The organism is Rheinheimera sp. 4Y26 (assembly GCF_025245835.1).
GTDB lineage: Bacteria > Pseudomonadota > Gammaproteobacteria > Enterobacterales > Alteromonadaceae > Pararheinheimera.
Window position 1 is genome coordinate 65,906 of record NZ_JAOBWS010000003.1, and the last position, 20,945, is coordinate 86,850.

The 20,945-nt window shown below is 49.2% G+C and carries 22 protein-coding genes; 18 read left to right on the top strand and 4 right to left on the bottom strand.

All coding sequences use genetic code 11. From position 1 onward, the window contains the following. Positions 1-212 precede the first annotated feature (212 nt). Positions 213-1,796 (top strand): AbgT family transporter, encoded by a 1,584-nt coding sequence (locus N3Z11_RS05615; protein WP_260656177.1) that lies wholly within the window; start codon positions 213-215, stop codon positions 1,794-1,796. A gap of 68 nt (positions 1,797-1,864) precedes the next feature. On the opposite strand, the gene N3Z11_RS05620 is transcribed toward N3Z11_RS05615, so the two are convergent. Both N3Z11_RS05620 and N3Z11_RS05625 read right to left on the bottom strand, forming a co-directional pair. Beyond that, entirely contained in the window at positions 1,865-2,884 is a 1,020-nt protein-coding gene (locus N3Z11_RS05620) for an ABC transporter permease (RefSeq protein ID WP_260656178.1), read from the bottom strand. A gap of 137 nt (positions 2,885-3,021) precedes the next feature. Continuing rightward, the gene (locus N3Z11_RS05625) at positions 3,022-3,903 is read right to left on the bottom strand and encodes an ABC transporter ATP-binding protein (protein ID WP_260656179.1); all 882 of its coding nucleotides are present in this window, start codon (positions 3,901-3,903) and stop codon (positions 3,022-3,024) included. 93 nt (positions 3,904-3,996) lie between these two features. On the opposite strand from N3Z11_RS05625, the gene rsmE reads away from it, so the two are divergent. Genes rsmE through N3Z11_RS05650 form a run of 5 tightly spaced genes read left to right on the top strand, consistent with a single transcriptional unit; the run spans position 3,997 to position 6,979 of the window. Then, positions 3,997-4,725: a 16S rRNA (uracil(1498)-N(3))-methyltransferase gene (rsmE, locus tag N3Z11_RS05630; protein ID WP_260656180.1), complete on the top strand. Its 729-nt coding sequence runs from the start codon at positions 3,997-3,999 to the stop codon at positions 4,723-4,725. A gap of 22 nt (positions 4,726-4,747) precedes the next feature. Then, on the top strand, positions 4,748-5,707 hold the full coding sequence (gene gshB / locus N3Z11_RS05635) for a glutathione synthase (protein WP_260656399.1): 960 nt from the start codon (positions 4,748-4,750) through the stop codon (positions 5,705-5,707). Positions 5,708-5,719: 12 nt separating this feature from the next. After that, positions 5,720-6,289, top strand: coding sequence for a YqgE/AlgH family protein (locus N3Z11_RS05640; RefSeq protein WP_260656181.1), 570 nt, complete (start codon positions 5,720-5,722; stop codon positions 6,287-6,289). Next, positions 6,289-6,714 (top strand): Holliday junction resolvase RuvX, encoded by a 426-nt coding sequence (ruvX, locus tag N3Z11_RS05645; protein ID WP_260656182.1) that lies wholly within the window; start codon positions 6,289-6,291, stop codon positions 6,712-6,714. The genes N3Z11_RS05640 and ruvX overlap by 1 nt, the downstream gene beginning before the upstream one ends. Then, a complete protein-coding gene (locus N3Z11_RS05650) occupies positions 6,695-6,979 on the top strand; it encodes a DUF1653 domain-containing protein (RefSeq protein WP_260656183.1) in 285 nt (94 codons plus the stop codon). The genes ruvX and N3Z11_RS05650 overlap by 20 nt, the downstream gene beginning before the upstream one ends. 146 nt (positions 6,980-7,125) lie before the next feature. Here N3Z11_RS05650 and N3Z11_RS05655 read toward each other — a convergent pair whose 3' ends face one another. Further along, the gene (locus tag N3Z11_RS05655) at positions 7,126-8,253 is read right to left on the bottom strand and encodes a PilT/PilU family type 4a pilus ATPase (RefSeq protein ID WP_260656400.1); all 1,128 of its coding nucleotides are present in this window, start codon (positions 8,251-8,253) and stop codon (positions 7,126-7,128) included. Between the two features lie 11 nt (positions 8,254-8,264). Next, complete coding sequence (locus tag N3Z11_RS05660; protein ID WP_260656184.1) at positions 8,265-9,317, bottom strand: type IV pilus twitching motility protein PilT; 1,053 nt, start codon at positions 9,315-9,317, stop codon at positions 8,265-8,267. 27 nt (positions 9,318-9,344) lie between these two features. On the opposite strand from N3Z11_RS05660, the gene N3Z11_RS05665 reads away from it, so the two are divergent. From N3Z11_RS05665 to N3Z11_RS05720, 12 genes are all read left to right on the top strand, one after another. After that, positions 9,345-10,079 carry a YggS family pyridoxal phosphate-dependent enzyme gene (locus tag N3Z11_RS05665; protein WP_260656185.1) on the top strand — a complete coding sequence of 245 codons (735 nt, stop codon included), beginning with the start codon at positions 9,345-9,347 and terminating at the stop codon, positions 10,077-10,079. Continuing rightward, entirely contained in the window at positions 10,072-10,890 is an 819-nt protein-coding gene (gene proC, locus N3Z11_RS05670; protein WP_260656186.1) for a pyrroline-5-carboxylate reductase, read from the top strand. The genes N3Z11_RS05665 and proC overlap by 8 nt, the downstream gene beginning before the upstream one ends. Positions 10,891-11,005: 115 nt before the next feature. Then, positions 11,006-11,551: a YggT family protein gene (locus N3Z11_RS05675; protein ID WP_260656187.1), complete on the top strand. Its 546-nt coding sequence runs from the start codon at positions 11,006-11,008 to the stop codon at positions 11,549-11,551. Continuing rightward, complete coding sequence (gene yggU, locus N3Z11_RS05680) at positions 11,548-11,847, top strand: DUF167 family protein YggU (protein WP_260656188.1); 300 nt, start codon at positions 11,548-11,550, stop codon at positions 11,845-11,847. The genes N3Z11_RS05675 and yggU overlap by 4 nt, the downstream gene beginning before the upstream one ends. A 2-nt stretch (positions 11,848-11,849) precedes the next feature. Next, complete coding sequence (locus N3Z11_RS05685) at positions 11,850-12,281, top strand: DUF4426 domain-containing protein (RefSeq protein ID WP_260656189.1); 432 nt, start codon at positions 11,850-11,852, stop codon at positions 12,279-12,281. Between the two features lie 92 nt (positions 12,282-12,373). Further along, the gene (gene rdgB, locus N3Z11_RS05690) at positions 12,374-12,982 is read left to right on the top strand and encodes an RdgB/HAM1 family non-canonical purine NTP pyrophosphatase (RefSeq protein ID WP_260656401.1); all 609 of its coding nucleotides are present in this window, start codon (positions 12,374-12,376) and stop codon (positions 12,980-12,982) included. Then, positions 12,979-14,181 (top strand): radical SAM family heme chaperone HemW, encoded by a 1,203-nt coding sequence (gene hemW, locus N3Z11_RS05695; protein WP_260656190.1) that lies wholly within the window; start codon positions 12,979-12,981, stop codon positions 14,179-14,181. Before rdgB ends, hemW begins: the two co-directional genes overlap by 4 nt. A gap of 82 nt (positions 14,182-14,263) precedes the next feature. Further along, positions 14,264-16,114: a DUF885 domain-containing protein gene (locus tag N3Z11_RS05700; protein WP_260656191.1), complete on the top strand. Its 1,851-nt coding sequence runs from the start codon at positions 14,264-14,266 to the stop codon at positions 16,112-16,114. Positions 16,115-16,333: 219 nt separating this feature from the next. Continuing rightward, complete coding sequence (locus N3Z11_RS05705; protein ID WP_260656192.1) at positions 16,334-17,299, top strand: magnesium transporter CorA family protein; 966 nt, start codon at positions 16,334-16,336, stop codon at positions 17,297-17,299. 158 nt (positions 17,300-17,457) lie between these two features. After that, a complete protein-coding gene (gene mgtE, locus N3Z11_RS05710; RefSeq protein ID WP_260656193.1) occupies positions 17,458-18,807 on the top strand; it encodes a magnesium transporter in 1,350 nt (449 codons plus the stop codon). A 111-nt stretch (positions 18,808-18,918) separates the two neighbouring features. Beyond that, positions 18,919-19,824 (top strand): 30S ribosomal protein S6--L-glutamate ligase, encoded by a 906-nt coding sequence (gene rimK, locus N3Z11_RS05715; protein WP_260656194.1) that lies wholly within the window; start codon positions 18,919-18,921, stop codon positions 19,822-19,824. Next, on the top strand, positions 19,824-20,906 hold the full coding sequence (locus N3Z11_RS05720; RefSeq protein ID WP_260656195.1) for a succinylglutamate desuccinylase/aspartoacylase family protein: 1,083 nt from the start codon (positions 19,824-19,826) through the stop codon (positions 20,904-20,906). Before rimK ends, N3Z11_RS05720 begins: the two co-directional genes overlap by 1 nt. The last annotated feature ends 39 nt before the right edge of the window (positions 20,907-20,945 follow it).

The window sequence follows — 20,945 nt, forward strand, 5'->3', positions numbered from 1 at the left end:
TGACACTGTTTATTGCCTAGTCAACCGAAGTATTTCCCCGATAAAGCGCGATGAGCAACTCAGACGTCACCCAGCCGCATCAAGCCAACGATGCGCCACAAGCCATTTACAAATGACAGTTTTTTGTTGCGTTCAGCCCCAGATATTTTTATAACTGACGCCGGAAAAATAACAAGCACTGACTTCTGCAGCACCACTTATAAGGAAAAAATATGTCTGCACCAACTTCACCGGCTACCGAGCCCTCCCGCAATAGCTGGCTAGACCGTAGCCTCAATACCATTGAACGTGTCGGCAACAAACTGCCTGATCCAGCCGTACTTTTTGCCTTGTTTATGCTGGCAGTCTGGGTGATCTCCTGGGCTTTATCCGGCGTCAGCTTTAGCGAAATTGACCCAAGAACAGGTCAGCCCATTCAGATCATCAACTTGCTGGATGGCACTGCTTTTACCGGTTTTATGGCAAAAATGGTCAGCACCTTTGTCAGTTTCCCACCTTTGGGTGTGGTGCTGGTGGCTATGCTGGGTTTAGGGGTGGCGGAATATACCGGTTTTATTAATGCCGGCTTACGTTCTATTTTATCTTTCACCCCTAAAATGCTGCTGACACCTGTATTGGTTGCTGTGGGTATTTTAAGCCATGTCGCTGTTGATGCAGGTTACGTGCTGGTGATCCCGCTTGGCGCTGTGATTTTTTATGCGGCCGGCCGTCACCCGCTGGCAGGCATCGCTGCCGCTTTTGCCGGTGTGTCCGGTGGTTTTTCCGCATCTTTATTTGTGCCAAGCAGCCTGGATCCGCTGCTTGCAGGCCTAACCCAGGCTTCAGCGCGTTTATCTGCTGATCCTGCTGCTGCCAGCCTGGTGATCAACCCACTGAATAACTACTTTTTTACCACTGCTTCTGCATTTTTAATTATTTTGATCGGCTGGTTTTTAACCGACAAAGTGATTGAACCGCGCCTTAAGGCGACTGTAGTAGACGGCGACCCAGCCAGCCTGCCAACGATGGAAGATTTAACAGCACAAGAGCGCAAAGGTTTACGTTTTGCCATGCTGGCCATGTTGCTGACAGCAGCAGCACTGATTGTATCTGCTTCAATGGAAGGCTCAGCCTGGCGCGGCACAGACGGTACTTTAACCCACAGCACTGCCCCATTAATGCAATCTATAGTGGCGCTTATTCTGGTGTTCTTTTTAGTGCCAGGTGTGGTCTATGGTTATGTCGCAGGCACTGTAAAAAATCACCGTGATGTGATTCAGGGCATGAGTAAAGCCATGAGTGGCATGGGTTATTACATTGTGATGGCGTTTTTCTGCGCCCAGTTTATTTATGCTTTTGGCCAGTCGAACCTCGGCGCCCTGTTTGCTATTAAAGGTGCCAATGCGTTAAAAGAAATGGCGCTGCCGATGGGTGTTACCTTGATGGGCATAGTGTTGTTAACTGCAATGGTGAACTTACTGGTGGGCTCAGCCTCGGCCAAATGGGCGCTGATTGGTGCTGTCATGGTGCCAATGCTGATGCAACTGGGGGTTTCACCGGATCTGACCCAGGCCGCTTACCGGGTGGGCGATTCGTCAACCAATATAATTACACCACTGATGCCCTATTTCCCGCTGATAGTGGTGTTTTGTCAGAAATATGTGAAGTCGACTGGTATCGGTACCCTGATAGCCTTAATGCTCCCGTTCTCAGTGACGTTGATGGTGCTTTGGACTGCCTTCCTGCTCGGTTTCTGGGCGCTCGACTTGCCTCTTGGCATAGGTTCTAGTTACAACTTCCCGGCTAATAACGGCTAAATTTGTTCTGCAAAAAACAGGCGCTTTAAGCGCCTGTTTTATTTTGTGCTGAAAAAAGCGGATGGCTGTTAGCGCTGATCACCCTGCCAGCGGAATAACCAAGCCGATAACGACAAAAACAGCACTGCCATAACACTCAATACGCTAAGCGGGTAATGTAAATCTGCTAAAGTCGCGCCATCCGTCATAATGGCACGGGCTGCCGCCACTAAATGAGTCAATGGCAACAAATCTGCCAGCCACTGCAACACCTTGGGTGCCCCTTCCAGGCTAAACCAGACACCGGATAAAATCATCATCGGCCAGCTGGCCATATTCAGCAAGCCACCGGTCAGCTCTTCTGAGCGGGAACGACTGGCAATCAATAAACCCAACGAAATCATCGCCATGGCACCCAGTACTGTCACCACCAATAAATCGGTATAACTCCCCAGCATCACAAAATCAAACATCAGATCACAACCGACATAAATCAGCGTGGCGATCAGCAGCACTATCAACAGACGCGACAGCACCTGGGCGCTGACAAACTCCAGTGCCGTCAGCGGTGTTGCCTGCAAACGTTTTAATACGGAGTTTTTCCGGTAACGCACTAGCACGTACCCCACCCCAAATAAGCAACTGAACATCATATTCATACCAAGAATACCGGGCAGCGCCCAGTCAACATAACGGATCTGGCGGCCACTGACCGTCTCTTTGCTGGCATCCGGCAGTTGTTGCAGCAGCAGCTTTTCCGCCAGATAACCTTTGGCAGAATTGTCATTGAGCCAATACCTTTTGCCGGAAAAATCCACCAGTAAATCCAGCTGATGATGCTGCAGTTTTTTCAGCGCCTGCCCTAAATCGGCATAAGGCACAAACTCTAGATAGCGGGTTTGCAAAAATGGCTGGCTCTGCATATCAATAGTGGCCGCCTGTTGCAACACCCCAAGCTTAAACTCGGCTTTATTGCTGTTGCCAAACATCACAGCAAAACCCACCACCAGCAGCACAGGGAATATTAAATTCCAGGCAAGTGCTGATTTGTCGCGCCAGAACTCCAGATTACGGGCTTTGAGGACAGCAAAAAAACGTCGCAAATGCATGATAAAACTCCACTTAAAAAACGGCTTGCCCGACAATGACACTGCAACTCTATAGGCCAATCACCTAAGCAGCACGTCCTAGTTCAACATCAGCATCAAGCTTTTTTGCTTTTTGCTCTGGGCTGTACACTGATGTTTCAGGCCGACAGACTATGGCCGGTCAGCTTTAAAAACAAATCATCCAGATTGGCTGATTTAATCAACAGTCCTTCCAGTGAAATGCCTTGTGACAGCAGCATAGTCAGCGTTTTTTCAATGTCAGGGCTACTGATTTGCAAATAACCACCACTGCGGCTCAGGCTGGCGTCAGTGGGTAAATCAGGCTGTTGCCCGCGGTCCGGCAATCTTATCAGCGCTCCGCTAAAATGCTGATTTAACAAAGCTTGTGGTGTATCAAGCGCAATAATGCGGCCTTTATCCATGATGAGAATTTCATCACAAAGCTGCTCGGCTTCATCCATGTAATGGGTGGTCAGAATAATGGTGCGGCCCTGCTGCTTAATTTGCCTAATCAACTGCCAGAAATTGCGTCTGGCATGGGGGTCAAGCCCGGTGGTTGGTTCGTCCAGGAAGATGATTTGCGGGTTGTTCACCAGCGCTAGCGCCAGCAGCAGCCGCTGACGTTGACCACCGGACAATTTACGGTGATCCCTGTGCAATAATTCGGTTAAATCACATAACTGAATCAACTGCTGCAGATCAGCCGGCTGGTCGTAAAATGCGGCAAAAAGCTCCAGTGTTTCTTTGACTGTTAAAAAGTCCTGCAGCGCCGTTTGCTGAAACTGGACCCCCAACTGACTAAAGTGCTCTTTGCCGGCTTTATAGCCATGATAAAAAATATCGCCGCTGTCGGCACTGACCAGCCCTTCGAGCATCTCAATGGTGGTGGTTTTGCCTGCGCCATTCGGCCCCAGCAAACCAAAACAACAACCTTGTTGCACGCTGAAACTGATGCCGTCGACTGCCTTCACCTCGGCATAATGTTTTTTCAGATCACGCACTTCCAACACAACTTTCATGATCGGCCTCACTGGCGCATTTTCCCGGACTTATGTTATACCCTTCAGAGCGCCTGCCTGCTACCATAGCACTTTTATTTTGCCGGAGCCTGTATGCGCATCCCAAGAATTTACCAGCCTGGCACGCTCAAGCCGGGAACTGAAACTGAACTTGCCGAAGACGCCGCCAACCATGTTGGCCGGGTGCTTCGGATGCAAGCTGGCGCCGAACTGCAATTGTTTAATGGCGATGGTTTGAATTACCAGGCGCAAATCATTGAAAGCGGCAAAAAACAAGTGCGGGTGAAAGTCATCTCCAGCCAGTCAAATCCGGTGGAGTCGCCGCTGCGTATTCATTTAGGTCAGGGCATTTCACGGGGCGACCGGATGGATTTTGCCATTCAAAAAGCAGTGGAGCTTGGTGTCACCGAAATTACGCCGCTTTTTACCGAACGATGTGGCGTTAAACTGGATGCCGAGCGGCTGCAAAAACGTACTGACCAGTGGCAAAAAATTGCGATCAGCGCCTGTGAACAAAGTGGCCGCAGTGTAGTGCCAACAGTGCATCCGGCACTTTCTCTGGACAAATGGCTGGCGCAGCCAACAAATGAATTGAAGTTGACCTTGGATCCCTGGGCCAAAGACACCATTAAGACCTTAACACCTGTGACGGCAGTGCGGCTGGTGATAGGCCCTGAAGGTGGTTTTAGTGACCATGAAGTGGCACAGACCAGCAAAGCCGGTTTTGTTGCAGTGCAGCTCGGCCCAAGGGTGCTTCGCACCGAAACGGCAGCATTAACCGCCATCAGCGCCTTGCAGCTGCAGATGGGTGATTTAGCCTGACAACCTTTTTCAGAAGGAACAGATTTTGTTAAAACTCGGCATTGTAATGGACCCGATTTCGGCCATTAATATTAAAAAAGACTCCAGTTTTGCCATGTTGTTGCAAGCGCAGGCCCGTGGTTATCAACTGCACTATATGGAAATGGCCGACTTGTATCTGCTGGACGGCCAGGCCAGAGCCAGCACAAAACTCCTGAGCGTGGAGCAAAACCCGCACAGCTGGTATCAGTTTTTTGGTCAGCAGGATATTGCGCTGTCAGAGCTTGACGTCATTCTGATGCGAAAAGATCCACCTTTTGACACCGAATATATCTACGCTACTTATATTCTGGAGCGAGCGGAAGACGAAGGCACTTTAATTGTCAACAAACCGCAGAGCCTGCGTGATGCCAACGAAAAACTCTATACCAGCTGGTTTGCCGAGCATACGCCAAAAACCCTGGTAAGCCGCGACGCAGCAAGGCTTAAAGCCTTTTACCAGCAAGAGCAGGATGTGATTTTAAAACCACTGGATGGCATGGGCGGCGCTTCTATTTTCCGGTTAAAACCAGACGATGCCAACGTCAGTGTCATTATTGAAACCCTGACCGAACACGGCAGCCGTTATGCCATGGCCCAACGTTTTATTCCGGGCATTAAAGACGGTGATAAGAGGGTGTTGGTGGTTAACGGTGAGCCTGTACCCTACTGCCTGGCACGTATTCCGGCCAGTGGTGAAACCCGCGGTAATTTAGCTGCTGGCGGCCGTGGTGAAGCAAGGCCTTTATCGGAAAGTGATTGGGCTATTGCCCGTGCTGTAGGACCCACCTTAAAAGCCAAAGGCTTGATTTTTGTCGGACTGGACATTATCGGCGACAAACTGACCGAAATTAATGTCACCAGTCCAACCTGTATCCGGGAAATTGAAGCTGCCTTCCCTGTCAGCATTACCGGAATGCTGTTTGACCAGATTGAACAAATCCTGGCTGCTAAAAAAGCCTGACTGGAGTAACCGATGACTGAGACTCTGCAAAGTTTGCAAAACCATCTGCTGATCGCCATGCCTTCGCTGGACGACCCGATGTTTGGCCGCAGTGTCACGTACATCTGCGAGCATAATGCTGAAGGCGCCATGGGCATTGTGGTGAATCATCCGATGCCACTGAAAGTGGCTGAGCTATTAAAGCAACTGGATATTCAGTTTGATGCCAACAGCAAAGCGGCCGATGCCCAGGTGTGCGCCGGCGGTCCGGTGCAGCATGACAGAGGTTTTGTGCTGCACACGCCCAAAGCCGGTTTTGCCAGCAGTCTGCAACTGACCGATGAGCTGATGGTCACCACCTCCAAAGACATTCTGGAGCAGCTCACCTCAGACAACGCACCGGAAAAGTTTATTCTGGCGCTGGGCTATGCCGGATGGAGCGCAGGCCAGCTGGAGCAGGAACTGGCCGATAATTCCTGGCTGGTGGTGCCGGCCGACAATCAAATTATTTTCGACTTATGCCATGCCGAAAAATGGCAGGGAGCCACCCAGAAACTGGGGATCCAGGCCTGGCAATTAAGTGCTGATGCAGGACACGCCTGATGAGTGATAGCGGCAATATTTTAGCTTTTGACTATGGTTTAAAGAGTATCGGCGTGGCAGTTGGTCAGCGCCTGACCGGCAGTGCAAGCACTCTTAAAGCGCTGAAGGCACAGGACGGTATACCGGACTGGACACAAATCGAAAAACTGCTGGCCGAATGGCAACCTGCTTTTGTGGTGGTGGGTTTACCACTGAATATGGACGGCACTGAACAACCTTTTACCGCCAGAGTGCATAAGTTCTGCAACAGACTGCACGGCCGTTTTGGTGTAAAAGTGCTGACTCAGGATGAACGTTTAACCACAGTAGACGCCCGTGCTGATTTATTTGCTCAGGGTGGTTTTAAAAAACTCAGCAAAGATGCGGTAGATTGCTGGTCAGCCAAATTGATACTGGAGAGTTTCTTTGACAATCATCCTGCCTGACGATGGTTTTGCCCCAACGCTGGATCACGGTGACGGCACTGTGCCTTTGGGATATTACCGCCATTACAAAGGTCAGCTGTATCAGCTGACCGCTATTGCCACCCACAGCGAAGAGCAGCAGCCTTATGCGGTGTATCGCGCTTTGTATGGTAATTATGATCTTTGGGTAAGACCTCTTGCGATGTTTAGCGAAAATGTCAGTATCCAGGGCGAGGAAGTTGCCAGATTTCAGTTTATTGGTACTGAAAAACCAGAAGGTGTGTAAGCGCTGTTCAGCAGAATGCTGATTTGCAAAATGATGTTTTGCGAAATGATGGTTTGCTCAGTGCGGTTTTGAGTCTGGTGGTTACAAAGAACCAACAGATCACAGTAAAAAGGCAGCCGAAGCTGCCTTTTTTATGCCGGAAATTTTTAGTGGTCGTCAGGTTTGGTTAAACCATCGACAGTGACATTACTGAGAAAACCAGCACCCGAGGTTTCGTTGTTGCGCAGTTTAATCATCAGACGTAAGTCATTCGGCGAATCGGCATGGTGCAGTGCATCGGCGTAGCTGATTTGATTACGCTGATACAAGTCATACAGCGCCTGGTCAAAGGTTTGCATGCCAAGCTCACGCGATTTGCTCATCACCGCTTTAATTTCGTCAATTTCACCTTTTTTAATTAAATCAGCGACTAACGGCGAATTTAACAGCACTTCAATAGCGGCAATACGGCGGCTGCCGTCCGGTGTTGGGATCAGTTGCTGCGCCACTATAGCGCGCAGGTTTAACGACAAATCAAACAACAGCTTGCCGTGTTTTTCTTTTGGCACTAAGTGCATGATGCGGTCAATGGCCTGGTTGGCGTTGTTGGCGTGCAAGGTGGCAATACACAAGTGGCCGGTTTCAGCAAAAGACAACGCATATTCCATGGTGTCCTGACTGCGGATCTCACCTATCAGAATGACATCTGGTGCCTGACGTAACGAGCTTTTCAGCGCTGCATCAAAGGACTCAGTATCAATACCCACTTCACGTTGGGTGATCAGGCTTTTTTGGTGATCGTGCACAAATTCAATCGGATCTTCGATGGTCAGAATATGACCCCGGGCATTTTTATTCCGATAACCAATCAGCGCCGCCAAAGAGGTTGATTTACCAGTGCCTGTACCACCGACAAAAAGCACCAGGCCCCTTTTGGACATAATGATTTCTTTTAAAATCGGCGGTAAACCCAAATCATCGGCATTGGGAATAGTGGTGACAATACGACGCACCACCATACCGGCCTGATCACGCTGGAAGAATGCGGACACCCGGAAGCGCCCCGCTTCATTGGCCACCGCAAAGTTACATTCTTTGTGCGTCAGGTACTCGTTTTTTTGTTTTTCGTTCATCGCCGCCAGCACAATCTGCAGCGAATCTTCCGGTGTTAAAGGCGTATCATCAATCGGCAGCAATTCGCCGTTAATTTTCGCCGCCACCGGCATGCCAGCGGTCACAAACATATCAGATGCCTTGGCATCGACCATTTTTTGCAACAGTTTAACCAGATCCATCATGACAGCTCCTAAATCCGGCCCATAGCACCAAAGGCGTTTTTATCCTGCGCTTTAGCCAGAGCGTCCTGCTTGGTAATAAGGCCACGGTTCACCAGATTAAGTAAACACTGATCCATGGTCTGCATGCCGTGCGCGGCACCGGTTTGGATCACCGAATACATCTGGGCAATTTTGTCTTCACGGATTAGGTTACGAATCGCAGGTAAACCCACCATAATTTCGTGAGCTGCAACCCGGCCCCCCCCCACTTTTTTCAGCAGGGTTTGTGAAATAACAGCTCTGAGCGATTCCGACAACATAGAACGCACCATAGCTTTTTCTTCACCCGGGAATACGTCGATAATACGGTCAATGGTTTTAGGCGCTGAGGTGGTGTGCAGGGTACCAAACACTAAGTGGCCGGTTTCTGCCGCTGTCATCGCCAGGCGAATGGTTTCCAAATCCCGCAATTCACCAACCAGAATCACATCAGGGTCTTCCCGCAGGGCTGAGCGCAGTGCGTTGGAAAAACTTAAAGTGTCACGGTGCACTTCCCGCTGGTTCACCAGCGACAGTTTGTTGTGATGCACAAATTCAATTGGATCTTCAATAGTCAGAATATGGTCGTGTCTGGTGGTATTGATGTAATCCACCATGGCCGCCAGTGTAGTGGATTTACCCGAACCGGTCGGCCCTGTCACCAGCACTAAACCACGTGGGTTCTCGGCAATAGTTCGGAACACTTCAGGAGTACCTAAATCATCCAGGCTTAACACTTCACTGGGGATGGTACGAAACACCGCCGCTGCACCACGGTTTTGCACAAAAGCGTTGACACGAAAACGTGCAAGGCCCGGTACTTCAAAGGAAAAGTCTGACTCTAACCGTTCTTCGTATTCTTTACGCTGCTTATCGGTCATAATGTCGTACACCAGCGCGTGGACATCTTTATGCGTCAGTGGCGGAATGTTCAGACGGCGTACGTCACCATCCACCCTGATCAGCGGCGGCACACCGGCTGACAAGTGTAAATCCGAAGCTTTGTGTTGTACGCTAAAGGCTAATAATTCGGTGATATCCATGACAAAATGTACTCCTGTTTGCCAGAAATGAATGAAAAAACCACAATAAGTCAGGCTTTAATGGATAACAACATAGCAGAACGACTGAATTCAGCCTACCGCCAGATGGCAGAAATTCGGCAGAAAAACTCCTCTACAACCCCAACTGCACAATTAATCGCCGTTAGTAAAACCAAACCGGCTGACATGCTGCTGGCCGCTTACCAGGCCGGGCAAAAAGCTTTTGGCGAAAACTATGTGCAGGAGCTGGCGCAAAAAGCCACTGAACTTGCCCATCTGACTGATATAGAATGGCATTTTATTGGCCCTATTCAGTCAAACAAAACCCGCGACATCGCCCGTTTTGCCCACTGGGTGCATAGTGTAGACCGGCTGAAAATTGCTGAGCGTTTATCAGCGCAGCGCCCTTTGGACATGGCCCCCCTGAAAGTGCTGATTCAGGTGAATATCAGCGGCGAAGCCAGCAAAGCCGGTGTAATGCCACAGGATGTGCTTGCCCTGGCCCGGCAAATCACCGCTTTGCCGCAGCTTAAACTTTGTGGTTTGATGGCCATTCCGGCACCGGCCATAGCGCACGATAACAGCGCGGCCTTTGCCGCTATGGCACAGCTGTCCAAAACACTGCAACAGGAATTGCCACAGGCAACAGAGTTGTCAATGGGCATGTCAGACGACTGGCAACAAGCCCTTATCTACGGGGCAACTATGATAAGATTAGGCACAGCCATTTTTGGCGCGCGGGAAACGCATCTTTATGAATGAAAATACCATCGCATTTATTGGCGCCGGCAATATGGCGCGCGCTGTCATTGCAGCCCTGGTTAAACAAGGTTATCCAGCAGCAAATATCATCGCAACCAATCCAACCATGCCAAAGTTAGCCGCACTGGCCACTGATTTTGGCATTGAAGTGACCACCGACAATATCAAAGCCGTTAAACTGGCCGATGTCATTGTGCTTTGTGTCAAACCACAAATCATGGCTGAGGTATGTCAGGCGTTATTGGCCGGAGCACCGGAAATTCACGAAAAATTATTTGTCACAGTAGCCGCAGGTTTACCCGTCGCCCATTACCAGCGCTGGCTCGGTGACGAAGTACGACTGGTGCGTGCTATGCCCAATACGCCGGCTCAAGTGGGTTTAGGCGTGACAGGTTTATTTCCGCACCGTTTATCAAATTATGAAAAGTCTTTTGTTGATCAATTATTTAGCGGTTGTGGTCTCACCTGCTGGCTGCAGCAGGAAAGCCAAATTAACGACATTATTGCCGTGACCGGCAGTGCACCTGCTTATTTTTTCTATTTTATGCAGGCGATAGAACAAACAGCACAACAACTTGGTTTTGCCCCCGCCGAAGCCCGCGCTATGGTGGCGCAAACTGCTTTGGGCGCGGCTACACTGGCCGCACAATCTGAACTGAGTTTTGCACAGCTAAGAGAGCAGGTCACCAGCAAAGGTGGCACTACCCATCAGGCGATTGAAACTTTCCGTGAGGGCCAGCTGGAAGCTTTAGTCGCAAAAGCGATGAAAGCAGCCATTGCCAGAGCGGAAGAAATGGCCAAAACCCTGTAACAGAAGTATCAAAGCGTAAAAGATTTGAATTTTGTCAGATTTATCAGTCACCAATTGAAAACCGGTGCCGGCAACCACATAAAGTTGGCTACCGGCCTTTGCACAGGAATATCGCATGAATGAAGCGTTTTTCTTTTTAATCAGCACCTTATTTAATCTGTATTTAATGGTCGTATTGCTGCGGTTATGGCTGCAAAGTGCCAGGGCAGATTTCTACAATCCGCTTAGTCAATTTGTGGTCAAAGCCACCAATCCGTTGTTGATCCCAATGCGTAGAATCATCCCGAGTATCGGCAAACTGGACACCTCGTCGCTGGTACTGGCACTTTTGGTCGCCACCGCCAAAGTGCTGACGATGCAGCTGTTGTTATCCGGCGGTGTCAGTGCCGGCACCACTTTGTTTGGTGCCATTGCAGTGCTCATTAAAGAAGCTTTCAGTTTATTATTCTGGGTGGTGGTGATCCGCGCCATTTTAAGCTGGTTCAGTCAGGGCCGTAATCCAATGGAGCATTTACTGCACCAACTGACCGAGCCTTTGTTAAACCCAATCCGCCGGGTGATCCCGCCTGTTGGTGGTCTGGATTTGTCGGTGCTGGTGCTTTTGGTCGCGCTGCAATTTCTGGAAATTCTGGTGCAAAGCCTGCTTAAAGGTTTGTTGTGACAGCACTGAGTTATCGCGGCGACGATTTGCTGATACAGCTTTATGTGCAGCCAAAAGCCAGTCGCGATCAAATCATCGGTTTACACGGCGACGAGATAAAACTGGCCATCACAGCACCGCCTGTTGATGGCAAAGCCAATGCTCATGTACTGAAGTTGTTGGCTAAACTTTTTGGTGTCAGTAAAAGCCAGATTGAATTGCTTAAAGGTGAGCTCAGCCGGCATAAACAGGTACTTGTTAAAGCGCCTTTTCAACTGCCGCCTGAACTTGTTTCCATTGCTTTAAAGGAGCATTAAACATGAAACTGTTCACTGCTATGCTGCCCGCGCTGTTGCTGTTTGCCGCTGTAGCGAGCCCGGCGCAGGCCGAGCAAAAAAAACAACTGGGCCCCTGGGATGTCCATTACATTGCCATGCCATCCACCTTGATTGAACCTGCTATTGCCAGCAATTACAAGATTGAACGCAGTAAGTTTAATGGTCTGGTGAATATTTCGGTGTTAAACAGCAGCGATCAGAAAGCGCAGCAAGTGACACTGTCCGGCAGCGCAAAAAATCTGTTAGGTCAGCAGAAAACGCTGAATTTTACCCAGGTGGTTGAAGGCGAAGCTATTTATTATCTGGCACAGCTTCCCTATCGCAACGAAGAGCGCATGAGCTTTGTCATTGATATCCGTCAGGGCAATCAAAACCAGCAGCTGAAATTTGAACATACCTTTTACGTCGAATAATTGCTTCGGGCTCCTGCCTGACCAATAAACGACAAACAGCAATATACCATCAGCCGGCAGCAATGCCGGCTTATGCTTTGGACTTAAAAAAACTGATGAATCAAAAAATTGTGCTGGCAACCGGCAATGCCGGCAAAGTAGCGGAGCTTAGTCACATGCTCGCGCCCTGGGGCTGTGAAGTAGTGACCCAAAGCTCTCTTGGCGTGACTGATGCTGAAGAAACAGGTTTAACTTTTATTGAAAATGCCATTTTAAAAGCCCGTCATGCTGCCGCTATCACAGGTTTACCGGCCATTGCCGACGATTCAGGCCTGGCGGTAGACGCACTTGGTGGCGCCCCCGGTATTTATTCCGCCCGTTTTGCAGGCGCCGCAGCTACAGATGCAGACAACATCAAACTGCTGCTGGAAAAACTTGCTGCAGTGCCGGCAAAATCGCGTCAGGCGCAGTTTCATTGTGTGCTGGTGTATTTGCGCCACGCTGGCGATCCAACACCGCTGGTAAGTCACGGCATCTGGCACGGTGAAATTGCCTTGGAGCCAAAGGGCAGCCATGGCTTTGGTTATGATCCGGTGTTCTGGTTGCCTGAAATTGGCAAAACCGCAGCCCAGCTTGAAAAAGCGCACAAACAACAGCTCAGTCACAGAGGCAAAGCCCTGGCGTTATTACAACAGCAGTGGCAACAACGGAGCGGCCAATGAGCCAAATGCAGCCGCAATCCACTGCCCCGTTGCAGCAGTCGGCTTCAGCGCTGGGGTTACCGCCGCTGTCGTTGTATATCCATATTCCCTGGTGTATTCAGAAATGCCCTTATTGCGACTTTAACTCACACGCCGTCAAACAAGGCATACCTGAGCAGGAATATATCAGCCATCTGCTGGCTGATTTGGATGCAGATCTTGCTTATGTGCAAGGTCGTGAACTGCAAAGCATTTTTATCGGCGGTGGCACGCCAAGCGTATTTAGTGCAGAAGGCATTGAGGCCATTTTGCAGGGGGTACGGCAACGCATCAGTTTTGCCAGCGATATTGAAATCACCATGGAAGCCAATCCGGGCACTGTGGAAGCTGAGCGTTTTGCCGGTTATGTCAAAGCCGGTGTCAGCCGTTTTTCCATTGGGGTGCAGAGTTTTCAAAACGAAAAACTCAGCCGCCTTGGCCGTATTCACCAGGGGGATGAAGCCAAAAACGCCGCCCGCCTTGCCAGTGATTTGATGGCGCACAACAGCTTACAAAGTTTTAATCTGGATTTAATGCACGGTTTGCCCGAGCAAAGTATTCAGGATGCCTTGTACGATTTACAACAGGCGATTGAGCTGAACCCACCGCATCTTTCCTGGTATCAGCTGACCATTGAGCCCAACACCGCTTTTGCCTCCAAACCCCCTGTGCTGCCACAGGACGATATTTTATGGGACATTCAGGAGCAGGGCCATGCGCTGTTAACTGCAGCCGGTTATCAGCAATACGAAACTTCGGCTTATGCCAAAACCGGTTATCAGTGCCGGCATAATCTGAACTACTGGCGTTTTGGCGATTACCTGGGTATTGGTTGTGGTGCGCACGGCAAAATTACCCTGCCACAGCAAGGGCATATTATCCGTACCGTCAAAGTGAAACATCCCAAAGGTTATATGGACTTAACCAAGGCCTATCTTGACAGCAGCACAGTGGTGAGCGCCGAAGATTTGCCCTTTGAGTTTTTTATGAACAGGTTCAGATTACTGGAGCCCTGCCCTTTGCAAGAATTTACCGCATATACCGGGCTTTCTGTCGCAACAATTACCGCCCCCCTTGCACGGGCCGAACAATTAGGATTAGTTAGCCTGCAACACCAGAGCGCGCAGATCACGGACAAGGGCGTTCGTTATCTGAATGATTTGCTGGAATTATTTTTATAAATGCTGTTTGTGCTTGCCATAGCGCCAGACAAACATCATCCACTTTTAACAACAAACAATTGATTAAAAAGAAGAATTCAAGATGCAACTAAGCAAATCAACACTGGCACTGGCGGTCACCCTGGCACTACTGGGAGCCTGTTCACCGGCAGAACAAAAAAACACACCAACGCCAGCAACTGCGGCGGCACCACAAAGCACTGCGCCAGTACAAAGCGAAAGTGAAAAACTGAATGCTTTTTTTGAAGAAGCATTTATGGCGCAGGTGCTGTTAAGCCCAACCAGTCTGACCGGCCTTGGCATCAAACAAGACTATGACAAATGGGATGCCTTCACTGACGAGCAGGCCGACAAAGAACTGGCTTTGATAAAAGCTCAGCTTGAGCAGTTAAAAAGCTTTAACTTTGAAGCACTGGATGCGCAAAGTAAGTTAAGTTATCAGCTGTTTAAACAACAGCTGGAAGATGAAATTGCCGACGACAAATGGCGGTTATACAACTATCCGATCAACCAGATGTACGGTTACCACTCGATGGTACCTTCACTGTTGATCAACCAACATAGCATTGACAATGAATCGGATGCCAAAGCTTATATCGCGCGCTTAAACGGCATTTTACCTTTGTTTCAGCAGGTCACAGTGCAGCTGGACAAAAGAGCTGAACTTGGCATTATTCCGCCAAAATTTGTATTTCCGCATGCCATCAACGCCAGTAAAAACGTGATCACAGGCGCGCCTTTTAGCGAAGGTGCAGACAGCACTTTACTGGAAGATTTCCGCGGTAAAGTCAATAAACTGACCATTGACGAAGCCGCCAAACAAATGCTGATTAAAGAAGCTGAAGTGGCGTTGGTGAGCAGTGTTAAACCTGCTTATGAGCATTTGATCAACCACTTAACCACACTTGAGACTAAAGCAGGCACAGACGATGGCGTCTGGCGTTTTAAAGATGGTGCGGAGTTTTATAACAACGCGCTCAAACGCACCACCACCACCAATATGACTGCAGACCAAATCCACGAGCTTGGGCTGTCAGAAGTGGCCCGCATTCATGCCGAAATGAACGCAATTATGCAAAAGGTTGGTTTTAAAGGTGATTTGCAGGCGTTTTTTGCCTTTATGCGTGAAGACGCGCAGTTTTATTATCCTGATAACGCCGAAGGTAAAGCGGCTTATTTAGCTGAAGCCACCCGAGTTATCGACGTGATGAAAGGCAAGCTGGATGAGCTGTTCCTGGTCAAGCCCAAAGCCGATATGGTGGTCAAAGCAGTTGAACCTTTCCGCGAACAATCGGCAGGTAAAGCTTTTTATGAACAGCCATCAATGGACGGCTCGCGCCCTGGTATTTATTACGCCAACCTGTACCGCATGAAAGGCATGCCAAAATACGAACTGGAAGCTTTGGCTTACCATGAAGGTATTCCGGGTCACCATATGCAAATTGCCATTTCACAGGAGCTGGAAAACGTACCTAAGTTCCGCCGTTTTGGTGGTTACACCGCTTATATCGAAGGCTGGGGTTTGTACACTGAGTTATTGCCAAAAGAAATTGGCATGTATCAGGACCCCTACTCTGACTTTGGCCGTTTAGCGATGGAACTGTGGCGCGCCTGCCGTCTGGTAGTTGACACCGGTATTCATGCGAAAAAATGGACCCGCGAAGAAGCTATTGCTTACCTTGCGAAAAACACCCCAAATGCTGCTTCTGAACAGGTCAACGCCATTGAACGTTATATCGTGATGCCATCTCAGGCCACAGCCTACAAAATTGGCATGATCAAAATTGTTGAGCTGCGCGAAAAAGCTAAAACAGCGCTGGGTGACAAGTTTGATATCCGTGAATTCCATGACGTCGTGCTGAAAAACGGTGCTGTACCACTGGATGTGCTGGAAATGCTGGTTGACGACTATATCAAGGCCAAACAGGCATAACGCTGATTTGGTTTGTCTTGTACAAAACGCCGCTTTATGCGGCGTTTTTTTATTGGCAGAAACAGAGCAAGCCACGGTGTCATGCCCGTTAAACGCCCCGGGGAAAATACATAAAAGCCGTTCGGATTAAAAGCAAACCGCCGTCTGGCATTGGAATAAACTTGCATCAAAAGCACGCTATTGCGTATGCTCCGGCTAAACAACCTATTGGAAATTCAGATGATTACTCTTCATCTCTATGAGCCGGAGAGCCAGCAATGGCGCAATGGCGATCGCAGTTTGCTGAATTTACCTTTGCATGGTGACCAAAAGCTTTGGGTGAACTTATCCAACGCCAGTTATCTTGAACAACAGCAACTGTTAAAAGATTTTGGCATTCATCCGGAAATTGCTGAAGACTATCTGCGTGAACGTCACCCACCCAAATTGGAAAGTTTTGATGGTTTTACCTTAATGATTCTGCGCGCGTACGCCGGTAAAGATTTTCGTGATTATCCGGGGCACGCCCAGCTCAGCCTGTTATTTTCCAACCAGGTGCTGCTGTATAAGTGTCAGCTGCCGGAGCAGGATTACCCCTATGCGCTGCCATCATTTGACGTCAACAAACCTATGATGCCTATTACCGACTGGATCAAACATTATATCCATGCGGTGTCGGCCAGTTACCTGGAAAAACTGATCAACTTTGAAGATGAACTCAGCGAGTTTGAAGATGCCATGCTGCATCATGGTGACGACCATAAAATGTCGCAAATTATGCGTTATCGATCAGTATTTCGGAAACTGGACCGCAACCTGGCTTATCAAAAAGAAATGTTTGCCGACTTATTGCTGCAGGAGCGCGAACATTTATTAAAAACCCAGTTCCAGCAAGTGGAACTACGTGATTTTTATGAAAAATTTGAACGATTACACAGTATGACCCAGATGTATTATGACCAGCTTGGTGATTTGGTCAGCGGTTATATGTCCACCTCCAACCACCAGATTAACGAAAGAATGAAACTGCTGACCATGGTATCGGCGGTCTTTATTCCGCTCACTTTTATTGTTGGGGTTTATGGCATGAACTTCGATAATATGCCAGAGCTGCATATAGAAACGGGTTATTACTGGACTCTGGCTGGCATGGCGGTACTGGCGCTTGCCATGATGCTGGGTTTTAAAATTAAACGCTGGTGGTAAAGCGTTCTGGCTGCTGTTGGCCTTCGGTATATTTTCCAAAAAAAATCGCAAAAATGTCGTTGAATTGACTATAAAACAACAGGCTGGCTGCGGTATTATCGCGCCTCTTTTTATCACCGGTTTGGCGTTCGCCAAAATGCGGGTTGCACGGGGTGGGCATGGCTGAAAATCAACTGCTGGATATCAAAGAAATCGTCCGCGATAGCTTCGACGAGCAGGAAGTTGAACAGCTTGGCCTGAAACTCAGTGCGCTGGAACCGGAAGAAATTGCTGTTGCGCTCGAAGCTATGCCGCTGGAGCAGCGGATCAGCACCTGGCAAAGCCTGCATGCCGACGAACAAATCCATGCGCTGACCTACATGCGCGACGACGCGCGTGAGAACATCTTTAAACAACTGGATGACGCTGAACTGTCAGCGCTGGTTGAGCGGCTGGATGTTGACGACCTGATTGAGATGCTGGACGAGCTGCCGGCTGCTGTGTATCAGGAAGCCTGCTCTAAACTGGATGCCAGCGAAAAACTCTGGCTGGCCACCGCCCTTGCTTATACCGACGAGCAGTGTGGCCGTTATGCCGACCACGACGTTTTAACCATCCGCAATAACGCCAAAGTGCGTGATGCCATCCGGCTGTTTAAAAAACTCAATGAAGACGCTGAATATCACGATGCCCTGATGGTGGTTGACCGTACCGGCCGTTATGTCGGTTTGTTGCTTGCCACCAATATTCTGGGCCAGCCCAGCCATTTGCCTTTGGTTGAATTTATCGACAAAGATGCCCCTGTGGTGGAAGGTGTGATGGATTTGGATCAGGGCTCGGACATAGTGGCACGCTCAGGTTATACCGCCCTTGCGGTGATTGATGATGAAGGCAAACTGCTTGGCCGAATCTCCATTGGTGAAGCGCTGGAAAACGTGCGCCGTAGCCTGGAAAGCCAGTTTATGCATACAGCAGGTTTAGACGAAACTGAAGACTTATTCTCACCTGTGCTTAGTAGCGCCAAACGTCGTGCTGTCTGGCTTGGCATTAATTTATTGACTGCCTTTTTAGCGGCCTGGACCATAGGCTTGTTTGAAGCCACCTTGCAACAGGTGGTGGCGCTTGCGGTACTGATGCCTATCGTTGCCAGTATGGGTGGTATTGCCGGCAGTCAGACCTTAACCCTGATCATCCGCGGTCTGGCTTTAGGCCAGCTTACCCCACAAACCTACTGGACTTTATTGCGCAAAGAGCTTGGCGTTGGCCTGCTCAATGGCTTGCTGTGGGCTGCGGTGATTGCCGTTGTCACCTACTTCTGGTTTGGCGATATGATCATCGGCGCTGTCATTGGTATGGCCATTATTATTAATATTCTGGTGGCTGCCGCGTCCGGTGTGCTGATCCCGGTCTGGCTGGAAAAAGCCAAAATTGACCCGGCGCTGTCCGGCTCTGTCATTTTGACCACTGTCACAGATGTGATTGGCTTTTTTGTGTTTTTAGGCTTGGGTAGCCTGCTGCTACTGCCTTAAAACACAAACAGAAAAAAACTTCAGAAAACCAATCACTTTGCTGTTATTTGACCCAAGCCTCACTACAATATCAGCAAGAAGGCGGCAAGCCAGTTCTGCTTTGGAGTCTGCATGAAGATCGCTTTGTTATCACGCAACGCTGAGCTCTATTCCAGCAAAAGGCTGGTGGAGGCCGCAGTCGCACGCGGCCATCAGGTGGACGTGATAGATCCCATTTTGTGTTACATGAATATCAACCACAATGCCTTGTCCATTCACTACCGCGGCGAAGCTTTAACCGGTTATGACGCCGTCATACCACGCATTGGTGCTTCTATTACTTTTTACGGCAGTGCAGTCTTGCGCCAGTTTGAAATGATGGACGTGTATTGCCTGAATAATGCCGCCGCCATTGGCCGCGCCCGCGATAAACTGAATTCTTTGCAGTTATTGGCGCGGGATGGTATTGGCCTGCCTATCACAGGCTTTGCCGATAAACCCGGTGATATTCCGGATTTAATTGAAATGGTTGGTGGTGCGCCGTTGGTAATTAAACTGCTTGAAGGCACCCAGGGAATAGGTGTGGTGCTGGCCGAAACCCGCACCGCCGCTGAAAGCGTGATTGAAGCTTTTATGGGGCTGAACGCCAATATTCTGGTGCAGGAATATATCCGCGAGGCGAAAGGCGCGGATATCCGCTGTTTTGTCATTGGCAATAAAGTGGTAGCTGCGATGAAACGTCAGGCCAAAGAAGGGGAATTCCGCTCCAATTTACACAGAGGCGGCACTGCTACCAAAGTCAAACTCAGTAAAGCCGAGCGGCAAACTGCCATCAAGGCGGCCCGTTGTATGGGACTGAACGTTGCAGGTGTGGATATTCTGCGCTCCAATAATGGCCCTGTGGTGATGGAAGTGAACAGCTCACCCGGCCTTGAAGGCATTGAAGCGGCCAGTGAAATAGATGTGGCCGATGCGATGATTGAGTATCTGGAGCAACAGGTACTGCGGGCACAACAAAAAATGATGGATAAAAGCTGATGACTGAATCCGATCTGACCCGGGCAAGTTCACTGCCACTGGCTGAACCTTTTGAGTTTGGCGACAGCATCATTGCCCCAGGTAGCAGAGCTGTGGTGGATATCCCTTTTGGTAAACTGTACACCCACACTGAGCTTAATATCGGCGCCCATGTTATTCATGGTAAAAAACCAGGGCCTGTACTGCTGATTACCGCCGCTTTGCATGGTGATGAAATTAATGGCGTAGAAATTTGTCGTCGCTTGTTAAAACTTCCAAAAATTAACAGCTTACGCGGTACTTTGGTGGTAGTTCCCATCGTCAATACTTATGGGTTTGTGCAGCAGTCACGTTATTTACCCGACAGACGCGACTTAAACCGTAGTTTCCCAGGCAGCGAAAAGGGTTCTCTGGGTAGCCGGATGGCCTGGCAATTTACTGATCGCATTTTAAAAAAATGCACCCATGTCATTGATTTACACACTGGGGCTATTCATCGTTCTAACCTGCCGCAGGTACGCGCCACTTCCCGCGACAAAGTGTCGTTAAAAATGGCGGAAAGTTTTAACGCCCCCATTATTATTAAAGCCGCCAGCCGTGACGGGACCATGCGCGGCACCGCCAATAACATGGGCATTCCGATTATTTTGTATGAAGCAGGTGAAGCGCTGCGTTTTGATGAACAGTCGATCAAAATTGGTGTGCGGGGTATTGTTAATGTGATGCATAGCCTTGGCATGTTAAGGACAATGCGCAAACAGGAAAAAACCCAATCGTTATTCTCGAAAAAAAGTAGCTGGGTGCGGGCAGAGCACGACGGCATAGCCCGTTATTATTTTGGCCTTGGGCAAAAAGTAGAAACCGGCGATGTACTGGCGCATATTTATTCACCCTACTCCGACTTTGAAGTGGCGGTAACCGCGACTTTTAGCGGCATTATTATTGGCCGCAATAACTTGCCGCTGATCAACGAAGGTGAAGCTTTATTTCATATTGCTGAAGTCAGTGCGCTGGATGAAGCGGAAAAAACCATTGACGCTATCAGTGACGAAGTAGACAGCGCCATGCCGGCAGTTTTAGGTGGTGAGTTTGGTTTAGTATAACGACCTGCTTTCACCTTGTGGCATTAGACAGCGATTGTA

Bases quoted from the DNA above. Each gene is read 5' to 3' on its own strand.
- rimK (WP_260656194.1), top strand. From the start codon at position 18,919: ATGAAGATCGCTTTGTTATCACGCAACGCTGAGCTCTATTCCAGCAAA.
- N3Z11_RS05675 (WP_260656187.1), top strand. From the start codon at position 11,006: ATGAATGAAGCGTTTTTCTTTTTAATCAGCACCTTATTTAATCTGTAT.
- hemW (WP_260656190.1), top strand. From the start codon at position 12,979: ATGAGCCAAATGCAGCCGCAATCCACTGCCCCGTTGCAGCAGTCGGCT.
- N3Z11_RS05615 (WP_260656177.1), top strand. From the start codon at position 213: ATGTCTGCACCAACTTCACCGGCTACCGAGCCCTCCCGCAATAGCTGG.
- N3Z11_RS05720 (WP_260656195.1), top strand. From the start codon at position 19,824: ATGACTGAATCCGATCTGACCCGGGCAAGTTCACTGCCACTGGCTGAA.
- proC (WP_260656186.1), top strand. From the start codon at position 10,072: ATGAATGAAAATACCATCGCATTTATTGGCGCCGGCAATATGGCGCGC.
- N3Z11_RS05640 (WP_260656181.1), top strand. From the start codon at position 5,720: ATGACTGAGACTCTGCAAAGTTTGCAAAACCATCTGCTGATCGCCATG.
- N3Z11_RS05625 (WP_260656179.1), bottom strand. From the start codon at position 3,903: ATGAAAGTTGTGTTGGAAGTGCGTGATCTGAAAAAACATTATGCCGAG.
- mgtE (WP_260656193.1), top strand. From the start codon at position 17,458: ATGGCTGAAAATCAACTGCTGGATATCAAAGAAATCGTCCGCGATAGC.
- ruvX (WP_260656182.1), top strand. From the start codon at position 6,289: ATGAGTGATAGCGGCAATATTTTAGCTTTTGACTATGGTTTAAAGAGT.
- N3Z11_RS05665 (WP_260656185.1), top strand. From the start codon at position 9,345: ATGAATGAAAAAACCACAATAAGTCAGGCTTTAATGGATAACAACATA.
- N3Z11_RS05685 (WP_260656189.1), top strand. From the start codon at position 11,850: ATGAAACTGTTCACTGCTATGCTGCCCGCGCTGTTGCTGTTTGCCGCT.
- N3Z11_RS05700 (WP_260656191.1), top strand. From the start codon at position 14,264: ATGCAACTAAGCAAATCAACACTGGCACTGGCGGTCACCCTGGCACTA.
- N3Z11_RS05705 (WP_260656192.1), top strand. From the start codon at position 16,334: ATGATTACTCTTCATCTCTATGAGCCGGAGAGCCAGCAATGGCGCAAT.
- N3Z11_RS05660 (WP_260656184.1), bottom strand. From the start codon at position 9,317: ATGGATATCACCGAATTATTAGCCTTTAGCGTACAACACAAAGCTTCG.
- N3Z11_RS05655 (WP_260656400.1), bottom strand. From the start codon at position 8,253: ATGGATCTGGTTAAACTGTTGCAAAAAATGGTCGATGCCAAGGCATCT.
- rsmE (WP_260656180.1), top strand. From the start codon at position 3,997: ATGCGCATCCCAAGAATTTACCAGCCTGGCACGCTCAAGCCGGGAACT.
- N3Z11_RS05620 (WP_260656178.1), bottom strand. From the start codon at position 2,884: ATGCATTTGCGACGTTTTTTTGCTGTCCTCAAAGCCCGTAATCTGGAG.